Raw genomic sequence first — 19,394 nt, forward strand, 5'->3', positions numbered from 1 at the left:
TCTTCCCCCAAGGGACTTTCACCCTCAAGCAATCGCCCATGCTGGGCGCACAACGACCGCGGGCCGCACCCCCGAGGTGGGGATGCGGCCCGCGCGAAACGGGTCCAGCGTCAGGCGGCCAGGCGCTCCGCCGCGGCGTCCAGGCGGGCCAGGGTCCGCTCGCGGCCCAGCACCTCCAGCGACTCGAACAGCGGCAGGCCCACCGTGCGGCCGGTGACCGCGACCCGGATCGGCGCCTGCGCCTTGCCCAGCTTCAGCCCGTGCTCGGCCGCCACGGCCTCCAGCTCGGCCTTCAGCGCGTCGGCCTTCCAGTCCGCCAGGGCGGCGAGCTTGGCCCGGGCGGTGCCCAGCAGGGCCAGCGCGCCGTCCTTGTCCTTCATCGCCTTCGCCCAGGACTGCTCGTGCTGGACCGGCTCGGGCAGGAACAGGAAGTCGACCTGCTCGACGATCTCGCTCATCACCGCGATCCGGGACTGCGCGAGCGGGGCGAGCTCGGCGAAGGCCTGGGCGTCGAAGGCCTCGGCCGGCCACGGCGCGCGGTCGGCGGCCAGGTACGGCGCGCAGGCGGCGATGAACCCGTCCACCGACAGGGCGCGGATGTACTCGCCGTTGAACGAGCGCAGCTTCGCCACGTCGAAGAAGGCCGAGGCCGCGTTCACCTCGGAGATCCGGAACAGCTGCTCCAGCTCGGCGTACGGGCGGATCTCGACGTCGTCCTTCGGGCCCCAGCCCAGCAGCATCAGGTAGTTCACCATGGCCTCGGGCAGGTAGCCCTCGGCCAGGTAGTCCTCCAGCGCCACCTTGTCGCGGCGCTTGGACAGCTTCTGCCGCTTCTCGTTGACGATCACCGGCAGGTGCGCCCAGACCGGCGGGGTGGCGCCGAGCGCCTCCCACAGCAGCTGCTGCTTCGGCGTGTTCGACAGGTGCTCCTCGCCGCGGATGACCTCCGTGACGCCCTGCTCCAGGTCGTCGACCACGTTGGCGAGCAGGAAGACCGGGCTGCCGTCGCCGCGGGCGACCACGAAGTCCTCGATCGCGGAGTTCGGGAAGGCCGGCTCGCCGCGGATGAGGTCCACCACGACGGTGGTGCCCTCGTCCGGGGTGCGGAAGCGCAGCGCGCGGCCCTCGGCGTACTCCAGGCCCCGCTCGCGGCAGAAGCCGTCGTAGCCGGTCTGGGCGGAGCCGGTGCGCTCGGCGGTCTGCTCGCGGGTGCAGTCGCAGTAGTAGGCCCGGCCGGCCGCGTACAGCTTCTCGGCGGCGGTGCGGTGGATGTCGGCGTTGGCGGACTGGAAGTACGGGCCCTCGAAGCCCGGGTCGCCCTCGTGGATGCCGATCGCGGCGAGGGCGCTGATGATGCCCTCGGTCCACTCGGGCTTGTTGCGGGCGGCGTCGGTGTCCTCGATCCGCAGGACGAAGACACCGCCCTGCTGTCGTGCCGTCGCCCAGTTGTACAGCGCCGAGCGGGCACCGCCGACGTGGAACATGCCGGTGGGGCTCGGAGCGAAACGGACGCGGACGGGACGGGAAACCTCGGTCATGGAACCAAAGGGTATCGGGCGGCGGCGGGGCGTCCGTCCACGCACGCCCCCCGGAACGTCCGGCGGTACTCGCGGGGCGGGACGCCGAGGCGGGCCGTGAAGGGCGGCCGGAGGGAGACCGCGGAGGAGAAGCCGCAGTGGACGGCGACCGCGTCCACCGGGAGGTCGGTGTCCTCCAGGAGGCGCTGGGCGGTGAGGATGCGCTGGTCGAGAAGCCAGCGCAGTGGGGTGGTGCCGGTGGCGGCGGCGAAGCGGCGGGCGAAGGTGCGTTCGGACATCAGGGCGAGGACGGCCATCCGGCGGACGGTCCAGGGGGTGTCGAGGGCGGCGAGGACCTCGGTGCGGACGCGGGCGAGCGGGTCGTCGTCGGCGGCCGTGGGCTCCGGGACCGGGGAGGGGATGAACTGGGCCTGGCCGCCCGAGCGGAAGGGCGCGGTGACCATGGCGCGGGCGATCGAGGCGGCCGCCCGTTCGCCGTGGGCGGCGCGGACCAGGTGCAGGCAGAGGTCGATGCCGGCGGCCACCCCGGCCGAGGTCCACAGCCGGCCCTCGCCGGTGAACAGCACCTCGGGCCGGACGTCCACCGCCGGGAAGCGCTCCGCCAGGCGGTCGGCGAGGGCCCAGTGGGTGGTGGCGGTGCGGCCGTCCAGCAGGCCGGCCTCGGCGAGGACGAAGGCGCCCGCGCAGAGGGAGGCGATGGTGACGCCGCGGGCGTGGGCGGCGCGCAGCGCGGCGTGCACGGCCGGGTCGCGCGGCTCGTCCGGCTGCTCCACGCCCGGCACGACGACCAGGTCGCAGTCGGCCAGCGCGTCCAGCCCGAAGTCCGGGACGCGTTCGAGCCCGCCGCCGAGCCGGACCCGGGCGCCGTCCGGGCCGCAGATCCGCAGCTCGAACCCGGGGACGCCGGGAAGCTCCGCCTGCTCGCCCCAGACCTCGCCGATCACCGCGTAGTCGAAGGGCCGGACGCCGTCGAAGATCAGACACCCCACCGTGCGCATGGCAGGATCCTATCGATGGGTGGCTCCACCGCCGCTCACGGCTCCGCCGGGGCCGGCCGCAGCATGGACGCATGACGAACACCAGCGCCTTCGACGCCCCGCTCACCATCGACCCCGACGCCGTCCTGGTCGTCATCGACGTCCAGAAGGGCTTCGAGGAGTACGCGGTCTGGGGCGAGCGCGACAACCCCGAGGCCGAGCAGCGGATCGGCGAACTGATCGAGGTGTGGCAGGCCACCGGGCGGCCGATCGTCGTCGTCCAGCACTCCGCGCCCGGCAGCCCGCTCGAACCGGGCACCCCGGGGTACGAGTTGAAGGACTTCGTGGCGGCGGTCGAGCCGGCGCTGCACATCACCAAGACGGTGAACAGCGCCTTCTACGGCACCCCGGACCTGCACGCCTGGCTCCAGGAGCGGGGTGCCCGGCAGGTGGTGACCACCGGGATCATCACCAACGTCTGTGTAGAGACCACCTGCCGGATGGCGGGCAACCTCGGGTACGACGCGGTCTTCCCGGTCGACGCCATGCACGCCTTCGACCTGACCGGCCCGGACGGGGTGACCGTGCCCGCCGCCGAACTCGCCCGGGCCACCGTGACGGTGCTGCACGCGATGCAGTTCGCGAAGGTGGTGACCACCGCGGCGGTGGCCGAGGCCGCGAAGACCGGCGGGCCGGCGGTCGTCAGCTGGTCCTGACCCCGCCCGTCGCCGCCGGGGCCGCCCCGCCCGCCGGGAAGGTCTCGGCGAGGAAGGCCTCCCAGGTGCGGGTGCCGCGCGCCGCCCCGGGCCGGGCGAGGTTGACGCCCTCGCGGTAGCAGCGGCCCACCTTGCCGGGGACGCGCAGCGGCAGCATCGGGCGGCGCCGGCCGGCGGCCCGGAGGTAGTCGCGGGTCAGGTCGCCGAGCGAGCGGACGGCCGGGCCGGCGAGGTCCGGGACGAGCCCGGCGGGCGCCGCGAGGGCGAGTTCGACCAGGCGCTCGGCGACGTCCCGCGAGTCCACCGGCTCCCAGCGCATGCCGCCCGGCTTGGGGACCAGCGGCATCTTGCCCATCGCCGCCGCCGTCTTGGCGGTCAGGTCGTGGAACTGGGCGGCGCGCAGCGTGGTGTACGGGATGCCCGACTCGGCGACCAGGCGCTCGGCGGCGTGCTTGGCGCGGAAGTAGCCCAGCGGCACCAGGTCGGCGGCGATGACCGAGATGTAGACCAGGTGCCGCACCCCGGCCCGGCGGGCGGCGGCGACCAGGTCGCGGGTGGTGGCCTCGTCGTTCTTGGCGTCGCCGGCCAGGTGCAGGACCACCTCGACCCCGGCGAGGGCGGCGTCCACGCCCTCCCCGGTGGTGCCCTTGAGCAGGTCGCCGGTCACGTACTCGACGCCGTCGGCGGCCGGGCGGGCGTTGCGGGTGAGCACCCGGACGTCGTGGCCGGCCGCGCGCAGCAGCGGCACCACGTGACGGCCGAGGGTGCCGGTGCCGCCGGTCACCAGAACGGGGGCGTTGGTCGCGTTGGTCATGATCGTCTCTCCTTCGCCGAACGGAAGCCGTGCTTCCGGCGGACCCGCTAGTTTCGTGGTTCCGATGCTTTGACCCTCGGCGACGAAGGAATGTGACGCGGGTGGACGAGAAAATTCTGGCGGTGGGGGCGGCGGGGGCCGCGGACTCGTTCGAGGAGCACCGGCCGCACCTCCGGGCCGTCGCCTACCGGATGCTCGGCTCGATCGCCGAGGCGGAGGACGCCGTCCAGGACACCTGGCTGCGCTACGACCGTACGGACACCGCCGAGGTGGAGAACCTCGGCGGCTGGCTGACCACGGTGATCGGGCGGATCTGCCTCAACCAGCTCCGCTCGCGTGCCCAGCGGCGCGAGGAGTCCTTCGAGTCGCGGATCGGGGCGGGCGTCGGCGGCGAGCCGGAGCCACCGCGCATACCGGACCCGCTGATCAGGCGGGCGGACGCGCCGGACCCGGAGCAGGAGGTGCTGCTGGCGGACTCGGTCGGGCTGGCGCTGATGGTGGTCATGGAGTCGCTGGCGCCCGCCGAGCGGGTGTCCTTCGTCCTGCACGACATGTTCGCGGTGCCGTTCGAGGAGATCGCCCCGCTGGTCGAGAAGACCGCGGCCGCCACCCGGCAGCTGGCCAGCCGGGCCCGCCGCAAGGTGCAGGGCCGGGCGCCCGCGCCGGACCGCGACCTCGCCCGCCAGCGGGTGGCCGTGGACGCGTTCTTCGCCGCCACCCGCACCGGGGACCTCGACGCGCTGCTCGCCGTGCTCGACCCGGACGTGGTGCTGCGCGCCGACGGGGCCGCCGCCGGGCGGGAGCAGCGGCGTCCGGTGGTGCTCAACGGCGCCCGGACGGTCGCGGGCCAGGCGGTCATGTTCCGCGGCCTGTCGCCGTACGCGCGCCCGGCGCTGATCAACGGCGCGGCCGGCGTCGTGGTGATCGGGGCGCACGGCCGGCCGGTGTCGATCATGGCGTTCACCGTGGTGGGCGGCGTGATCGTGGAGATCGACGTGCTCACCGACCCGGAGCGGCTGGCCGCCCTGGACCTGACGGCGTTCACCGACTGAGCCACCGCGACGGGCGGGCACGCGGGCCGCCCCCGCGCACCGGGGTGCGCGGGGGCGGCCGTCGTGGTCCGGCGGGCGTCAGCCCTTCTTGCGTCAGCCCTTCTTGGAGATGAAGTCGTACGCACCGGCGGCGACGTCGTCCAGGTACGGACCAGCCTGGTACTTCGGGTCACCGGTGTGCTTGCCGACCGAGACGTTGCTGACCAGCGCCGGCTGGCCGTCCTTGGTCGCCAGCCAGCCACCGCCGCTGGAACCGCCGGTCATGGTGCAGCCGATGGTGAGCATCGACGGGCGGGTCGGGTCGTAGGAGAGCCGGGTCGGCCGGCCGCTCTCGCAGCGGTTGAGCTCCATGCCGTCGAACGGCGGGGCCGCCGGGTAGCCGTACTCGGTGACGCTGAGCTGCTCGCGCGGGGCGTTGAACCAGACCGGCAGGGCGCCGCCGACCGTCTCCTCCAGCGACTTGCCGCCCTCGCCGGGCTGCACCCGGATGATCGCGAAGTCGTACTGGGTGGCCGGCGAACCGCCGTCACCGCCCTCGGCCTTCCACTGCGGCGAGGTGACCGCCTGGGTGGCGTTCCAGATGCCGAGCGGCGCGTACTGCGCCTCCTCGGCCTGCTTGCCGCCGCTCAGCGCGCCGGTGCTGTTGAACGCCGGGATGAACGAGATGTTGCTGAAGTACTTGCCGCCCTTGCCCTGGTGGATGCAGTGGCCGGCGGTCCAGACCAGGTTGCTCTTGCCGGGGTGCGCCGGGTCGGCGACCACCGTGGCGGAGCACTGGTAGTGGCTCAGCCCGGCGGCGGCCTCGGCACCGCTGCCCGGCGCGTCGGCGAACAGCTTCCCGTGCACACCGAGCTTGGTGTACGGGTGCGGGAGGGGCTGGGCGTTCACCGTCTTGGGCAGCGGGTCGTTGCCGTTGTCGGCGGGCTGCGCGGGCTGCGCCGGCTGGGCCGGCTGGGCCGGGGCCTGCGAGGGCTGGGCCGGCTGGGCCGGCTGCGCCGGGGCCTGGGACGGCTGCGCGGGCTTGGCCGGCGGCTGCGCGGGCTGCGAGGGCTGGGCCGGCTGGGCCGGGGCCTGCGTCGGCTGTCCCGGCTGGGCCGGCGGGGCCGGGGCCTGCGAGGCCGGCTGCTGGGTGTTCGACGGCTTCGGCGCCGCGGGCGGCGGGGTCGGGTGGCCCGGCTGGGTGGGCTGGCCGGCCGGCGGCTTGGGCTGGGCGGGCGGCTGCGAAGGCTGGGCGGGCTGCGACGGCTGCGCCGGGGCCTGGGTGGGCGCGGCCGGAGGTGCGGCCGGAGGTGCGGCCGGAGGTGCCGCGGGCGGCGCGATCGGCTCGATGGGCTTGGCCTTGAGCAGCTTGTCCAGCGTCCAGAAACCCTTGGCGGCGGCCGGGAGGGCGTAGTCCTTCGCCCACTTCTCCCAGTCCTCGAACTTCCACTTCTTCAGGTCGTCGAGGTTGGCCGGCAGGCCGAGGTTCGGTCCCGCAGCCGCGCCCGCAGCCGCGGTGGCGGCGGCGTCGGCCGAGCTGTTGTCCGGCCCGCAGGCCGCGGTGGTGAGCAGCGTCAGCGCGAGCGCCGAGGCCCCGAGCGCCGTCCTGGCGGTGTGCATAGTGCGGCGACGGCCGCTCTTGCTGTCAGACGATGACATGAACTTGTGTTCCCCCTGTGTGAAAAACACCCGGCGCCGCCGGAGCGGCACCGGGTACTGCGCGGGGAGTATGCCACTGTCCGTCAACAGGGCGCCCACCCGCCCCCGTCAGCGGCCGACCGAACCGTCCAGCCACTCACGGAGGATGTCGGCGTGACCGGCGTGCCGGCCGGTCTCCTCGATCATGTGGACGAGCAGCCAACGCATCGACGGCGCCTCGGCGTTGGGGCGCAGCGAGCGCACCCCGGGCCGGTCGATCCGGTCCGCCGCCGCCACGATCACCTCGTTGGCGCGGGCGATCGCCGCCCGGTAGGCGGCGACCGACCCGGCCACCGTCTCGTCGCCGGGCGAGGGCGCGTCGTCGTCCCACAGCTCGACGTCGTCGCCCCGGTAGGCCCAGAGGAACCAGTTGAGTTCGACGGCGGTGAGGTGGCGCACCAGCCAGAGCAGGCTGGTCCCGGAGGCGACGCCGGGCCGCCGGGCGTCCTCGTCGGAGAGCCCGTCGGTCTTGGCGATCACACAGGTGCGCAGGTAGTCGAGGAAGGTGAGCAGCGTGCTGTGCTCGTCGGCGTTGATCCCGGGCGGCCGCAGGTCGCTCCGCTCACGCACGGGGGCGTCGGTGTCATCGGTCACTCCGTCACCCTAGGCCTTCGCACTGACAGACCGGCTGATCGTCACCAGCCCTGCCCGTGCAGCCAGTCGGCGAGGTGGCGGGCGCAGTCGTCGACCGACTCGCGCCAGGTGTGGCCGGCGTTGTCGCCCGCCTCGTCGCTGACGTGCTTGACCAGGCGGACCGGCAGGCCGGCCCGGTGGGCGACGGTCGCGACGGCGTACCCCTCCATGTCGACCAGGTCGGCGTGCTCGGCGAGGCGGTCGCGGGCGGCCGGGTCGGAGACGAAGAGGTCGCCGGTGGCCAGGACCGGGCCGTCGCCGCCCTTGCCGACGACCAGCGGGGCGCCGTAGGTGCGGCCGGTGAGCGCGTACAGGGTCGGGGTGTCGAGGTCGTGCTGGATCACCTGGGTGACGGTGTGGGTGCCCTCCCAGCCGGGCCGCAGGGCGCCGGCGGTGCCGAGGTTGACCACCTCGGAGGGGTGCGGGCCCCGGGCGAGGACGGTGGCCAGCGCGGACGCGGCGTTGACCTTGCCGATGCCGGTGAGCAGCACCGGGAGGTGGTCGCCGAGGTGGGCGGCCTCCTCCTGGACGGCGACGACGAGCAGCGGACGGTCGGCGGAGATCGTTCCCAGAAGGCGCATGGCGCCATCGTACGAAGGTCCCGGCGACGTATCCCGGCGGCACACCTCTGGGCCGCACCCCGGGCCCGCACCACCGCACCCCCGCAATCGGACCCCCGCCCTCCGTTCAATTCGGGAACCGCGTAGGGTGCGTGCCGCGTCGACCCGTTCGCCGCCGCCCGAGGGGGGACCCGGGCCCGGCGGCCGAAGCGGGACGCACGGCTCAAGATCCGCGCAACTCGGGTGTGGCCGTGGGGAGTGACGGCCATACTGCTGGCAACGGCCGTGCCCCGGAGACACGGGGCGGGCCACAGGGGAGGGGGTGGCTGGTGGCGACACCGGTGCGTACGGAGGGACCGGGCGCGCTCGCGCCCGACCGGCCCACGGGTTCGGTACCGGCGCCGCGACGGGCCGGCGGCACGGGGGCGGTGGTGCCGTCCGGCGGGCCGATCGCCCGGCTGGGGCGGGTGACCCGCACGGCGCCGGGGCGGCTGCGGCTGGCCGGGGCGCTGCTCGCGGTGCTGACCCTGGTGTTCGGCGCGCTGACCGCCGTCCAGGTGAACTCCCGGGCCGCCGCCGCGCAGCGGGTGGTGCGCAACAGCCAGCCGCTCAGCCAGTCGGCCGCCGAGATCAACCGCTCGCTGGCCGACGCGGACGCCACCGCCGCCACCGGCTTCCTGCTGGCGGGCGCCGAGCCGAGGGCCGTCCGGGAGCGCTACGAGCAGGACCTCAGGACGGCCTCCCAGCTGATCTCCGAGTCCGCCTCCCGCACTCCCGACTCGTCGCCGCTCCGGGAGCTGCTCTCCAAGCTGAACCAGCAGGTGCCGGTGTACGCGGGGCTGGTGGAGACCGCCCGGGCCAACAACCGGCAGGGCTACCCGCTCGGCGGCGCCTACCAGCGGTACGCCTCCGAGCAGATGCGCACCGTGCTGCTGCCGGCCGCCGCGGAGTTCTCGGCCTCCGAGGACGCTCTGCTGGCCGCCGACATGGCGGCCGCCCGGGCCACCCCGTGGGCCGGGTACCTGCTGGGCCTGCTGGCGCTCACCGGACTGGTCTGGGTGCAGCTCGCGCTGTTCCGGCGGACCAACCGGGTCTTCAACCTCGGGCTACTGGCCGCCACCGCCTCCGTCCTGGCCGCGGTGCTGTGGCTGACGGTGACCGCGACCGGCGCCGACACGGCGCTGGCACGCGCCAACCGCGAGGGCGGGGTGCCACTGCGGGCGCTCAACTCCGCCCGGGTGGACGTGCTGACCGCCCGCCTGGCGGAGAACCTGCACTACGTGGCGCGCGGCTCCAGCGGTGCCTACGCCGACCTGTGGTCGAAGACCACGGAGCACCTGGTCACGACCAACCCCGGGCGCGAGACCGGGACCGGCACCCTGGTACGGGCCCAGTCGCTGGCGCCGGCGGTGGCCCAGGCTCCGCTCGCCCGGGCCCTGAGCGACTACCAGCAGTGGCGCGAGCGGCACACCGCGGCGACCGCGTTGGAGAACCAGGGCGACTACCAGGCCGCGCTGGACGCCACCGTGACGGCCCGGGAGGCGGACGCGGCCGGAACGGCCGAGGCCGCCTTCGCCGCCGCCGACCGGGAGCTCTACGACGCGGCGGTACTGGAGGAGGGCGAGTTCCGGGACTTCGCCCTGGGGGTCGACAAGGATCTGCGCACCGCCGCCGTGGCGATCGCGGCGCTGGGCCTGCTGGCCGCCGCCGCGGCCCTGCGCGGCCTCGGCCGGCGACTGGCCGAGTACCGGTAGGAGGGGGAGACGACATGGGCACGAACACGGACCGGAGCCGGGACCGGAGCCGCCGGGCGGCCGCGCTGCGCGGGGCCCGGACGGCGGCGGCGCTGGCGCTGCTGGCCACCGGCGCGCTGGTACTGGACGTGGGCGGACCGCGGGGCGCGGCGCCCGCCGCCGGCGCACCGCACCAGGTGCCGCTCGCGGCACAGCAGGCGCAGTCGGGGCAGTCGGGGCAGTCGGAGCAGTCGGGGCAGCAGGACCGGTCGGAGCAGACCGGTCAGGCGGGCTCCTGCGACCTGTACCGGAGCGTCCCGCCGAGCACCGAGGACGGCCCGGCGGTGAAGGCCGTCAAGGCCAAGCGCAGCCTGGTCGTCGGCATCGACCTGAACAGCTACCGGTGGGGTTCGCGCAACCCGAACACCGGGCAGGTGGAGGGCTTCGACATCGACCTCGCCCGGGCGATCGGCACCGCCATCATGGGCGACCCGGAGAAGGTGGTGCTGAAGGCCGTACCCACCGCCGACCGGGTCAAGTTCATCCAGGAGGGCCGGGTCGACATCATCGTCCGGACCATGTCGATCACCTGCGAGCGGCTGGAGCAGGTGGCCTTCTCCCGGCCGTACTTCACCACCAGCCAGCGGGTCCTGGTGCCGCGCTCCTCCCCCGCGAAGACCCTCGACGAGGCGCTGAACGGCGCCACCGCCTGCGCCGCGTCCGGCTCCTCGGCGCAGGAGGAGCTGAAGACGCGCCCGGTCAAGAAGCTGGTCACGGTGGAGAACCACCTCGACTGCCTGGTGCTGATGCAGCTGGGCAAGGTCGACGCCACCATGACCGACGACGGCCTCGCGGCCAGCCAGGCGGCGCAGGACCAGACCGTCCGGGTGATCGACGGCGAGGTCCGGCCGGGCGTGATGGGCATCGCGATGCTGAAGACCAGCACCGACCTGACGGCCCGGGTGAACCAGGTGCTCAACGACTACTACGCGAACGGCAGCTGGCGGCGCGCGTACGACACCTGGCTCAAGCCGTACCTGCAGGACGACGCCGACCGGCACTGGCCGACGCCCCGGTGACGGGCCTGACGGGCGGGGCCTGGCGTCCGGTTGACGGCCCCTCGGCGACCGGGCCCGGTCGGGCGGCCGGGACGCGCGCTAGGGTCGGGGCGGACTCCCGGGGAGCCGGAACCCCCGGAACCGGAAGCCCGGAAGACGGAACACGGCAGGCTGAGGAGGGGAGAGCGCGATGGCGGCTTCGGCCGGCCCGGTCCTGAACCGGGAGGAGGTGGACCGCGCGCTGGCGCGCCTCGGCGCGGAACGCGACGCGGTCGAGTCGGCGCTGCTCTCGCTCCAGGACCACCCGGGCCTGCGCCTGCTCGACGGCGCCGAACTGACCGGGCGGACCTCGGAGCGCTGGGCCGCCGTCGGCCCCGGCATGCCGCTGCTGTGGGCGCTGTTCGACCGCTACGCGGAGGCGCTCGCCTCGGCCCGCGCCGTCCGGGCCCGCAAGGCCAGGCCCGGCGGACCGGAACTCGCCGAGCTGAGCGAGCTGCTGACCGGCGACGCGGTCACCGTGCCCGGCGGCGCGCCGGACGGCCCGCAGCGGCTCGGCGCACCGGCCAGGCTGGTCGAGCGGGTCAGCCTGGACGAGCTCATGGAGCGGATGAACTCCTGGTACGCCACCGTTCTGGAGGTGGTCTCGGCGGCCGACGCGGTCTGGACGGCGCTGCCCGCCCGGATCGACCTGCTGATCGCCGAACTGCGCCGGGTGCAGACCCTGGCGGCCTCGCTCGGCGTGCGCCCCGGCACCCACCCGCTCGGCGACGACCTGGACGCGCTGGACGCCGACCTGGCCGGGCTGCGGACCGAGGTGCGCAACGACCCGCTGGCGCTCTGGCGGCCGGCCCGGGTCCCCGCCCAGCGCGGCACGGTGCCGGACAACGGCGCTTCGGCCACGCCCTCCGGAGTGGTGGACACCGAACGCTTCGACCGGGCCGGGCGGGCCCTGGACGGCGTCCGGCTGGAGTTGGAGAACCTGCTGCGGCTGCGCGACGACGCCGAGGAGCGGCTGCAGGGCGTCGGCGACCTGCTCCAGCGGGCCGACGCCACCCTGGCCGAGGCCCGCCGGGCGCGCGGCGAGGTACTGGCGAAGATCGCCGCCACCGAGGTGCCGGCCGTCCCGGGGCCGGCCTCGGCGCTGCGCGAACGGATCGTGCTGGCGCTGGACCTGCGGCAGAACGGGCAGTGGTACCGGCTCGCCCCGCTGCTCGACGCGCTGGAGGACGCGGCCTCCAAGGAGTTGGCCCGGGCCCGGCAGTCGCTCACCGAGGTGACCCAGCCGCTGGCCGTCCGGGCCGAACTGCGCGGGCGCCTGGACGCGTACAAGGCGATGGCGGCCCGGCTGCGGGTGGCCGAGGACCCGGAGGTGGTGGAGCGCTACGAGAAGGCGCGCTGGCTGCTGTGGAGCGCGCCGTGCGACCTGCGGGCGGCGGCCGGCGCGGTGGCCCGGTTCCAGCAGGCGCTGCGCCCGGCGCAGGCCGAGCCGGCCGCGGAGCCGGGCGGCGCCGTACCGAACGGGATCGCAGCGAACGGGATCGTGCAGGACGGCATCGTGCAGGACGGGATCGTGCGGGGTGGGGCGGCGGCCGGCGGGGAGCCGGTCGACGGGCAGGCTGTCGACGGACGGGTTCAGGGGGGCTGACGGTGATGGGCGAGACGTGCGTGCGGCCGGAGTGCGGCGGTACCGGGACGATCGACGCGGACGGCTACTGCGACGAGTGCGGGCTCGCCCCGGTGAGCACCTCCTCGGTGCGTGCCACCGGGTCCGCCACCGGGACGGCGGGCGCGACCGGGCCGGGTGACCCCTGCCCGCGCGACTGCGCCGGGACCATCGACGCCGACGGCTACTGCGACGAGTGCGGCCTCACCGCGCCCGAGGCCCCGACCGGACGCGCCGGCTCGGCCCGCAGCTCCTCCGTACGGAGCACATCCGTACGGAGCGGCTCGGTGCGCAGCTCCTCGTCCCGCACCCTGTCCGGCCGGTCCCGCTCGCACCGCTCGACCCGCACCGGCAGCGGCCGTTCGGTCTCGGTGCGCAGCAGCCGCGGCAGCGCCACCGCCAACCGGCACCGGCTCGGCGCCGGCCTGGTGACGGTGCCCTCCGTCCCGGACGCCGATCCGGCGGAGGCGGTGCTGGAGAACCCGGAGGTGCCGGAGCGCAAGCGGTTCTGCTCCAAGTGCGACACCCCGGTGGGCCGGGAGCGCAACGGCACGCCGGGCCGCCCGGACGGCTTCTGCACCAAGTGCGGCACCCCGTACTCGTTCACCCCCAAGCTGCGCCGCGGCGACCTGGTCGGCGGGCAGTACGAGGTGGTGGGCTGCCTGGCGCACGGCGGGCTGGGCTGGATCTACCTGGCGGTGGACCGGCGGGTCAACGACAAGTGGGTGGTGCTCAAGGGCCTGCTGGACACCGGGGACGAGGACGCCCTGGCGGTGGCCGTCGCCGAGCGCCGCTTCCTCGCCGAGGTGGACCACCCGAACATCGTCCGCATCATCAACTTCGCCGAGCACCCGGACCTGCGGACCGGCGCCACCGACGGCTACATCGTGATGGAGTACGTCGGCGGCAAGTCCCTGAAGGACATCGCCAACGAGCGCCGCGGCGCGGACGGGCGGCGCGACCCGCTGCCGGTCGAGCAGGCGATCGCGTACGCCCTGGAGGCGCTGCCCGCGCTGGGCTACCTGCACTCCCGGGGCCTGGTCTACTGCGACTTCAAGATCGACAACGTGCTGCAGAGCGGCGACACGCTCAAGATCATCGACATGGGCGCCGTCCGCCGCCTCGACGACGACGGCCCGATCTACGGCACCATCGGCTACCAGGCGCCCGAGATCGCCACCGACGGCCCCTCCCCCGCCTCCGACCTCTACACGGTGGCCCGCACCCTCGCCGTCCTCAGCTTCGACTTCCAGGGGTACTCCACCACCTACCGGGAGACCTTGCCCGGACCGGAGTTCGTCCCGGTCTTCGCCGCCTACGAGTCCTACTACCGCCTGCTGGTGCGCGCCACCGACCCGGACCCGGCCCGCCGGTTCGGCTCCGCCGAGGAGATGGCCGACCAGCTGACCGGCGTGCTGCGCGAGGTGCTCGCGCTCCAGGACGGCCGGGCCCGGCCCGCGCAGTCCACCCTGTTCGGCCCGGAGCTGCGGGTCGTCGACACCGAGCTGGTGGCCCCCACGGTGCGGCCCGGGGAGTTGCGGCTGACCGCCGTCGACCCGGCCGCCGCCGCGCTCGCGCTGCCCGTCCCCCGGGTCGACCCGGCCGACCCGAACGCCGGCTTCCTCGCCACCCTGCTGGCGACCGACCCGGAGGAGGCGCTCACCGCGCTCGACGGCGCCCCCGCCGACTCGGTCGAGCGCCGGCTGCGGGCCCTGCGGGCCCTGCTCGAACTCGGCCGGCAGCGTCAGGCCGCCGAGGCGCTGGCCGCACTGGAGCAGGACCACCCGGACGACTGGCGGGTGGTCTGGTACCGCGGCCTGGCCTCCCTGGTCACCGCCGCCGAGGCCGGTGCGACGGGCGCGGAGGGCACGGCACCGGACGCGCGCGAGCAGGCCCTGCGCTCCGCCGCTGAGGCCTTCGACGCCGTCTACGACGCCTTCCCCGGCGAGGCCGCCCCCAAGCTGGCCCTCGCCGTCTGCGCCGAACTCCTCGGCGACGGCGGCGACGCGGCCGAGTTCTACCGTCTGGTGTGGAGCACCGACCAGGGCTACCTGAGCGCCGCCTTCGGGCTGGCCCGGGTCCGGCTCGCCGAGGACGACCGGGCCGGGGCGGTCGCCGTCCTGGAGACCGTCCCGGCCACCTCCAGCCAGTACACCGCCGCCCGGATCGCCGCCGTCCGGGCCCGGCTGCGCGAGCGGCCCACCACCGACCCGCTCGGCGCCGACCTCGGCGCGAGCTCCGAGCAGCTGACCGCGCTGCGCCTGGACGACCGACGCCGTGAGGAGCTCGCCGTCGAAGTGCTCGGCGCGGCGCTCGGCTGGGTCACCGCCGGCTCCCCCGGCGGGGCAAGCCACGGCCGGGCGACGGGCGAGGTCAACGTGCTGGGACGGCCCGCGGTGGAACGGGAACTGCGGCTCGCCCTGGAGCAGTCCTACCGGGTACTCGCCCGGTTGGCCGACCGGGCCGAGACCAGGATCGAGATGGTGGAGCGGGCCAACCGGGCCCGTCCCAGGACGTGGGTGTAACTGATGCCGCAGCAGACCGTGTGCCAGAGCTGTGCCGAGCCGATGGACCCGGAGGACGTCTTCTGCGGGTCCTGCGGGGTCGGTCGGGACGGCCGTCCCGCCCCGGGGGCGATGCCGGCCGGCTGGTCCGCCACCCGGACCGCCGGCGACGAGGACCACCCGCCGACCCTGCCCAACACGCCGGCCGTGCCCGCCCAGGCCGCCGCGCAGAGCGCGGTCGCCTGCGCGCACTGCGGACTCCACCAGGTGACCCCCGACGGCTACTGCGAGGCCTGCGGCGGCGCCCAGCCGCGCCCCCGCGACCACATGGAGAAGGCGCTGGCCGGCGTCGCCGGGGTCAGCGACCGCGGCGTGCGGCACCACCGCAACGAGGACTCCTTCACCGTCGCCGCCTCCTCGCTGCCCGGCGGCGAGCCGGTCGTGGTGGCCGTGGTCTGCGACGGCGTCTCCTCCTCCGACCGGCCCGACCAGGCCTCCGAGACGGCGGTCGACGCCGCCTCCGAGTCGCTGCTCAGCTCGCTGGAGGCGGGCACCGACCCGACCGCGGCGATGGTCCGGGCGGTCGCCGACGCGGCCGACGCGGTGGCCGCGCTCGCCACCGACGGCACCCGGCCGCCCCGGCCCGACCTCAACGCGCCCGCCTGCACCTACGTCAGCGCGATCGCCTCCGGCGGCCGGATCACCATCGGCTGGGTCGGCGACACCCGCGCCTACTGGATCCCCGACGACCGGGTCGCCGCCGAGCCGTTCCGGCTCACCCAGGACGACTCCTGGGCCGCCCGGATGGTCGAGGCAGGGCTGATGAGCGAGGCCGAGGCGTACGCGGACCCGCGCGCCCACGCCATCACCGGCTGGCTCGGCGCGGACGCCGAGGAGGTCGTGCCGCACACCCTCGACTTCACCCCGCACGTGCCCGGGGTGCTGCTGATCTGCACCGACGGGCTGTGGAACTACGCCGAGGCGGCCACCGACCTGGCGTACTACGTCCGGCCGGACGCCCGGACCGAGCCGCTGGCCGCCGCGCAGACGCTGGTGAAGTTCGCCGTCGCGGCCGGCGGCCACGACAACATCACCGTCGCCGTGCTGCCGATCGACCCGCCGGCGGCCGGGGCCCCGGCGGAGGACGGCCGGACCGCCACCGCGCTGGACCTGCCGGTGATCACCGCCACCGGGGCGGCCCCCGGGAGCGGCGCGGCCGACGAGGAGGAGTACGAGCCGACCCTGCCGGACATCCCGGTGATCGGCTCCGCCGCCGCCCCGCTGCCCCCGGTCCCGCCGCCGCCCGCCGTCCCGCCGACCGTCCCGCCCGCCGGCCCGCCCCGCCCGCCGGTGCCCCCGGCCCGCTGACCCGGCCGCACCCCGGGCCCGCGCCCCTCGGCGCGGGCCCCACCGCGCGACCGCCGACCACGACCGCACGCACGAGCCGCCCGCGCCGAGCCGCCCGTACCTGGACGCGCCGGGACGCAGGTGGACGCGCTCGCACGTGGACGCACCGCCACCCACCGCTCCGTACCGGTACGCACGCACCGCACGACCGCCCGCGCCCCGTCCCACCGGCGCGGCCACCACCCCGCGCACCATCCGACGATCCGACGGGAGCCACCGGCCCATGGCAACACTGGCGAAGCCGAACCTGCCCAGGTTCGACGTGGAGATCTTCCAGAACGAGTACCTCGCGGACGGCGCCCGCGAGGTGAACGCCATCGTCACCGTCACCGCGACCGGCGGCGGCACCTCGGGCGGCCGGCCGCTCGGGATCGCCGACGCCGCGGCGGCCGGTGACGGGCAGTCCGCCGCCGTGGTGATCCTGGTGGACTGCTCCGGGTCGATGGACTACCCGTCGAGCAAGATGCGCGGCGCCCGCGAGGCCACCGCCGCGGCCATCGACACCGTCCGCGACGGCGTGGCGTTCGCCGTGGTCGCCGGCACCCACGAGGCCCGCGAGGTCTTCCCCGGCGACGGCACCCTCGCCGTCTCCTCGCCGGAGACCCGGGCCCGGGCCCGGGAGTCGCTGCGCCGGCTCACCGCGGCCGGCGGCACCGCCATGGGCAGCTGGCTGACCAAGGCCGACCAGCTCTTCCTCACCCGCCGCGACATCCCGATCCGGCACGCCATCCTGCTGACCGACGGCAACAACGAGCACGAGACCGCCGCCGAGTTGGAGCGGGCGATCGGGCGGGTCACCGGCCACTTCACCGCCGACTGCCGGGGCGTCGGCACCGACTGGAAGGTCGAGGAGCTGCGCAAGATCTCCTCCGCGCTGCTCGGCACCGTCGACATCGTCCCCGAACCGTCCGGCCTGACCGAGGACTTCCGCTCGATGATGGCCGGCGCGATGGGCAAGCAGGTCGCCGACGTCGCGCTGCGGATCTGGACGCCCGCCAACGCGGTGGTGAAGTTCGTCAAGCAGGTCGCCCCCTCGCTGGAGGACCTCACCGCCCGCCGGGCCGAGGCCGGTCCGCGGGCCGGCGACTACCCGACCGGCTCCTGGGGCGACGAGAGCCGCGACTACCACGTCTGCGTGGAGGTCCCGGCCGCGGCGGTCGGCAACGAGATGCTGGCCGCCCGGGTGAGCCTGGTCCTGCCGCCGTCGGTCTCCGGGGGGACGCCCGAGGTGCTGTCGCAGGGCCTGGTCAAGGCGGTCTGGACGGACGACCTCGCCTCGTCCACCCGGATCAGCCCGCAGGTCGCCCACTACACCGGGCAGGCGGAGCTGGCCGCGGCCGTCCGGGAGGGCATGGAGGCGCACCGCGCGGGGAACGTCCACCTCGCCACCGCCAAGCTGGGGGACGCCGTCCGGATCGCGCACGCGACCGGGAACGACGGCACCTTCAAGCTGCTGCAGAAGGTGGTGGACGTGGTGGACCCGAAGGAGGGTACCGTTCGGTTCCGTAAGAACGTGAGCGAGGCCGACTCGATGATCATCGAGACCCGGTCGACCAAGACCGTCCGCGTGAAGAAGTGACCGCCGAAGCGCCGACCGGGCCGCGAACCGGCCGGGCCCAGCCCCGGCCGTGCAGGAATTGAGGGGGGACCTGATGCCGATCTGCCCGAGGGGCCACGAGTCGCAGGCCGAGGACTGGTGCGACTTCTGCGGTTTTCCGATGACGCCGCCGCAGCCGCTGCCGCCGCCGCCCGGCTCGCTCCCCGGCGCTCCCGGGGCCCCGGGAGCGCACGGCGGGCCCGGCGCGCCGTACGGTGCCACGCTCCCCCCGGGCGCCATGCCGCCGCCCGGTGCCATGCCGCCGCACCCTGGTGCGATGCCGCCGCCCCCGCCGCCGGGCCCGCAGGGCTTCCCCGACCTCACCGAGGGCCTGGTGATCTGCCCGATCTGCCGCAGCCCGCAGACCGGGCGGTTCTGCGAGGAGTGCGGCTACGACTACGACCTGTCCGCGCCGCAGCGTGCCCCGCAGCCGTTCCCGGCCGCCGCCCCGCCGCCCGCACCGGCCCCGCTGAACATCCCGGCGGCGTACGGCGGCGCCCCGGAGGCACCGGCCGCCCCGTCGTACGCCGAGGCCCCGCCGCAGCCCGCCGCGCCCTCCGGCTACGGCTACCCGCCGCCCGCCCCGGCGCCGTACGGGGCTCCGCCCGCGCCGCCGGAGCAGCTGCACCCGCAGTCCCACCCCCAGCCGCACCCGCAGTCCCATCCGCAGCAGTTCCAGCCCCAGCATCAGCAGCCCCAGCATCAGCAGCCCCAGCCGGTGCCGGTGCCGCGCGAGGACTCCGGCCCGGTCTACGCCCAGCCCGGCCCGGCCCGGCGCGGCGACGAGTTCGGCACCTCGTTCCACCTGGCCCCGCCGGTGTCCGCGCAGGCCGAGCCGCCGCACGCCCCGGCCGCCGAGCCGGTGCGGACCACCTGGTTCGCGGTGATCGCGGCCGACCGCGACTACTTCACCGACATGATGGCCCGCAGCGGTCCGGAGGCGGCCGGCCTGTTCTTCCCGCCGTACTGCCCCGAGCGGCGGATCCCGCTGACCGGGCGCGGCCAGCTGCGGATCGGCCGGCGCAGCCAGCACCGCGGCACCGTGCCGGAGATCGACCTCTCGGTCGCGCCGGAGGACCCGGGCGCCTCGCACCAGCACGCCCTGCTGGCCGAGCAGCCCGACGGCAGCTGGGTGCTGGTCGACCAGGACTCCACCAACGGCACCACGATGAACGGCGGCGCGGAGCCGGTCTCCCCGCACACCGCGATCCCGCTGAACGAGGGCGACCGGATCCACATCGGCGCCTGGACCACGATCACCCTGCACCGCGCCTGAGCGGACGCGGACGCGGACGACGGCGTTTCGGTCCGGCCGGTCCGGGGCTTCCCCTGACCGGACCGGCCGGACCGGCCGAACCGCACGGTCGATCGCGCACGTCCGGCAATCGACACCGTTGTAAAAATGATCATCAAATGATGCTCATATCTCTCCCGCCAACGGCCGGGCGCCCCTACCCTCAGTCGC

15 protein-coding genes are annotated in these 19,394 nt (G+C 75.2%); 9 read left to right on the forward strand and 6 right to left on the reverse strand.

Features of this window, described 5'->3' with window-relative positions:
• Positions 1-110: 110 nt before the first annotated feature.
• Together gltX and ACFP3U_RS31970 are read right to left on the reverse strand one after the other, a co-directional pair.
• Positions 111-1,484, reverse strand: coding sequence for a glutamate--tRNA ligase (gene gltX, locus ACFP3U_RS31965; protein WP_380229281.1), 1,374 nt, complete (start codon positions 1,482-1,484; stop codon positions 111-113).
• Positions 1,485-1,534: 50 nt separating this feature from the next.
• Positions 1,535-2,536 (reverse strand): GlxA family transcriptional regulator, encoded by a 1,002-nt coding sequence (locus ACFP3U_RS31970; RefSeq protein WP_380229243.1) that lies wholly within the window; start codon positions 2,534-2,536, stop codon positions 1,535-1,537.
• A 71-nt stretch (positions 2,537-2,607) separates the two neighbouring features.
• On the opposite strand from ACFP3U_RS31970, the gene ACFP3U_RS31975 reads away from it, so the two are divergent.
• Complete coding sequence (locus ACFP3U_RS31975; protein ID WP_380229244.1) at positions 2,608-3,231, forward strand: cysteine hydrolase family protein; 624 nt, start codon at positions 2,608-2,610, stop codon at positions 3,229-3,231.
• Here the strand turns inward: ACFP3U_RS31975 and ACFP3U_RS31980 are convergent.
• Positions 3,218-4,045 (reverse strand): SDR family oxidoreductase, encoded by an 828-nt coding sequence (locus tag ACFP3U_RS31980; protein WP_380229245.1) that lies wholly within the window; start codon positions 4,043-4,045, stop codon positions 3,218-3,220. The genes ACFP3U_RS31975 and ACFP3U_RS31980 overlap by 14 nt on opposite strands.
• A 101-nt stretch (positions 4,046-4,146) precedes the next feature.
• Between ACFP3U_RS31980 and ACFP3U_RS31985 the strand changes: the two genes are divergently transcribed.
• A complete protein-coding gene (locus ACFP3U_RS31985) occupies positions 4,147-5,097 on the forward strand; it encodes a sigma-70 family RNA polymerase sigma factor (RefSeq protein ID WP_380229247.1) in 951 nt (316 codons plus the stop codon).
• A 93-nt stretch (positions 5,098-5,190) separates the two neighbouring features.
• Here the strand turns inward: ACFP3U_RS31985 and ACFP3U_RS31990 are convergent, their stop codons facing one another.
• From ACFP3U_RS31990 to ACFP3U_RS32000, 3 genes are all read right to left on the reverse strand, one after another.
• Positions 5,191-6,735, reverse strand: a complete 1,545-nt coding sequence (locus ACFP3U_RS31990) for a trypsin-like serine peptidase (protein ID WP_380229248.1) — start codon at positions 6,733-6,735, stop codon at positions 5,191-5,193.
• A 108-nt stretch (positions 6,736-6,843) separates the two neighbouring features.
• Positions 6,844-7,368 (reverse strand): DinB family protein, encoded by a 525-nt coding sequence (locus ACFP3U_RS31995; RefSeq protein WP_380229249.1) that lies wholly within the window; start codon positions 7,366-7,368, stop codon positions 6,844-6,846.
• A 41-nt stretch (positions 7,369-7,409) separates the two neighbouring features.
• Positions 7,410-7,988 carry a nucleosidase gene (locus ACFP3U_RS32000; protein WP_380229250.1) on the reverse strand — a complete coding sequence of 193 codons (579 nt, stop codon included), beginning with the start codon at positions 7,986-7,988 and terminating at the stop codon, positions 7,410-7,412.
• A gap of 308 nt (positions 7,989-8,296) precedes the next feature.
• Here ACFP3U_RS32000 and ACFP3U_RS32005 point away from each other — a divergent pair, with 308 nt between their 5' ends.
• From ACFP3U_RS32005 to ACFP3U_RS32035, 7 genes are all read left to right on the forward strand, one after another.
• Entirely contained in the window at positions 8,297-9,721 is a 1,425-nt protein-coding gene (locus tag ACFP3U_RS32005) for a hypothetical protein (protein ID WP_380229251.1), read from the forward strand.
• Positions 9,722-9,735: 14 nt separating this feature from the next.
• Entirely contained in the window at positions 9,736-10,779 is a 1,044-nt protein-coding gene (locus ACFP3U_RS32010; RefSeq protein WP_380229252.1) for a glutamate ABC transporter substrate-binding protein, read from the forward strand.
• A gap of 169 nt (positions 10,780-10,948) precedes the next feature.
• On the forward strand, positions 10,949-12,403 hold the full coding sequence (locus ACFP3U_RS32015; protein WP_380229253.1) for a hypothetical protein: 1,455 nt from the start codon (positions 10,949-10,951) through the stop codon (positions 12,401-12,403).
• Between the two features lie 5 nt (positions 12,404-12,408).
• A complete protein-coding gene (locus ACFP3U_RS32020) occupies positions 12,409-14,946 on the forward strand; it encodes a serine/threonine-protein kinase (protein WP_380229254.1) in 2,538 nt (845 codons plus the stop codon).
• Positions 14,947-14,949: 3 nt separating this feature from the next.
• On the forward strand, positions 14,950-16,293 hold the full coding sequence (locus ACFP3U_RS32025; RefSeq protein WP_380229255.1) for a PP2C family protein-serine/threonine phosphatase: 1,344 nt from the start codon (positions 14,950-14,952) through the stop codon (positions 16,291-16,293).
• A gap of 262 nt (positions 16,294-16,555) precedes the next feature.
• Positions 16,556-17,911: a VWA domain-containing protein gene (locus ACFP3U_RS32030; RefSeq protein ID WP_380229256.1), complete on the forward strand. Its 1,356-nt coding sequence runs from the start codon at positions 16,556-16,558 to the stop codon at positions 17,909-17,911.
• Between the two features lie 295 nt (positions 17,912-18,206).
• Positions 18,207-19,205 (forward strand): FHA domain-containing protein, encoded by a 999-nt coding sequence (locus ACFP3U_RS32035; RefSeq protein WP_380229257.1) that lies wholly within the window; start codon positions 18,207-18,209, stop codon positions 19,203-19,205.
• The last annotated feature ends 189 nt before the right edge of the window (positions 19,206-19,394 follow it).

The organism is Kitasatospora misakiensis (assembly GCF_042656005.1).
In the GTDB taxonomy this organism is placed as follows: domain Bacteria; phylum Actinomycetota; class Actinomycetes; order Streptomycetales; family Streptomycetaceae; genus Kitasatospora; species Kitasatospora misakiensis.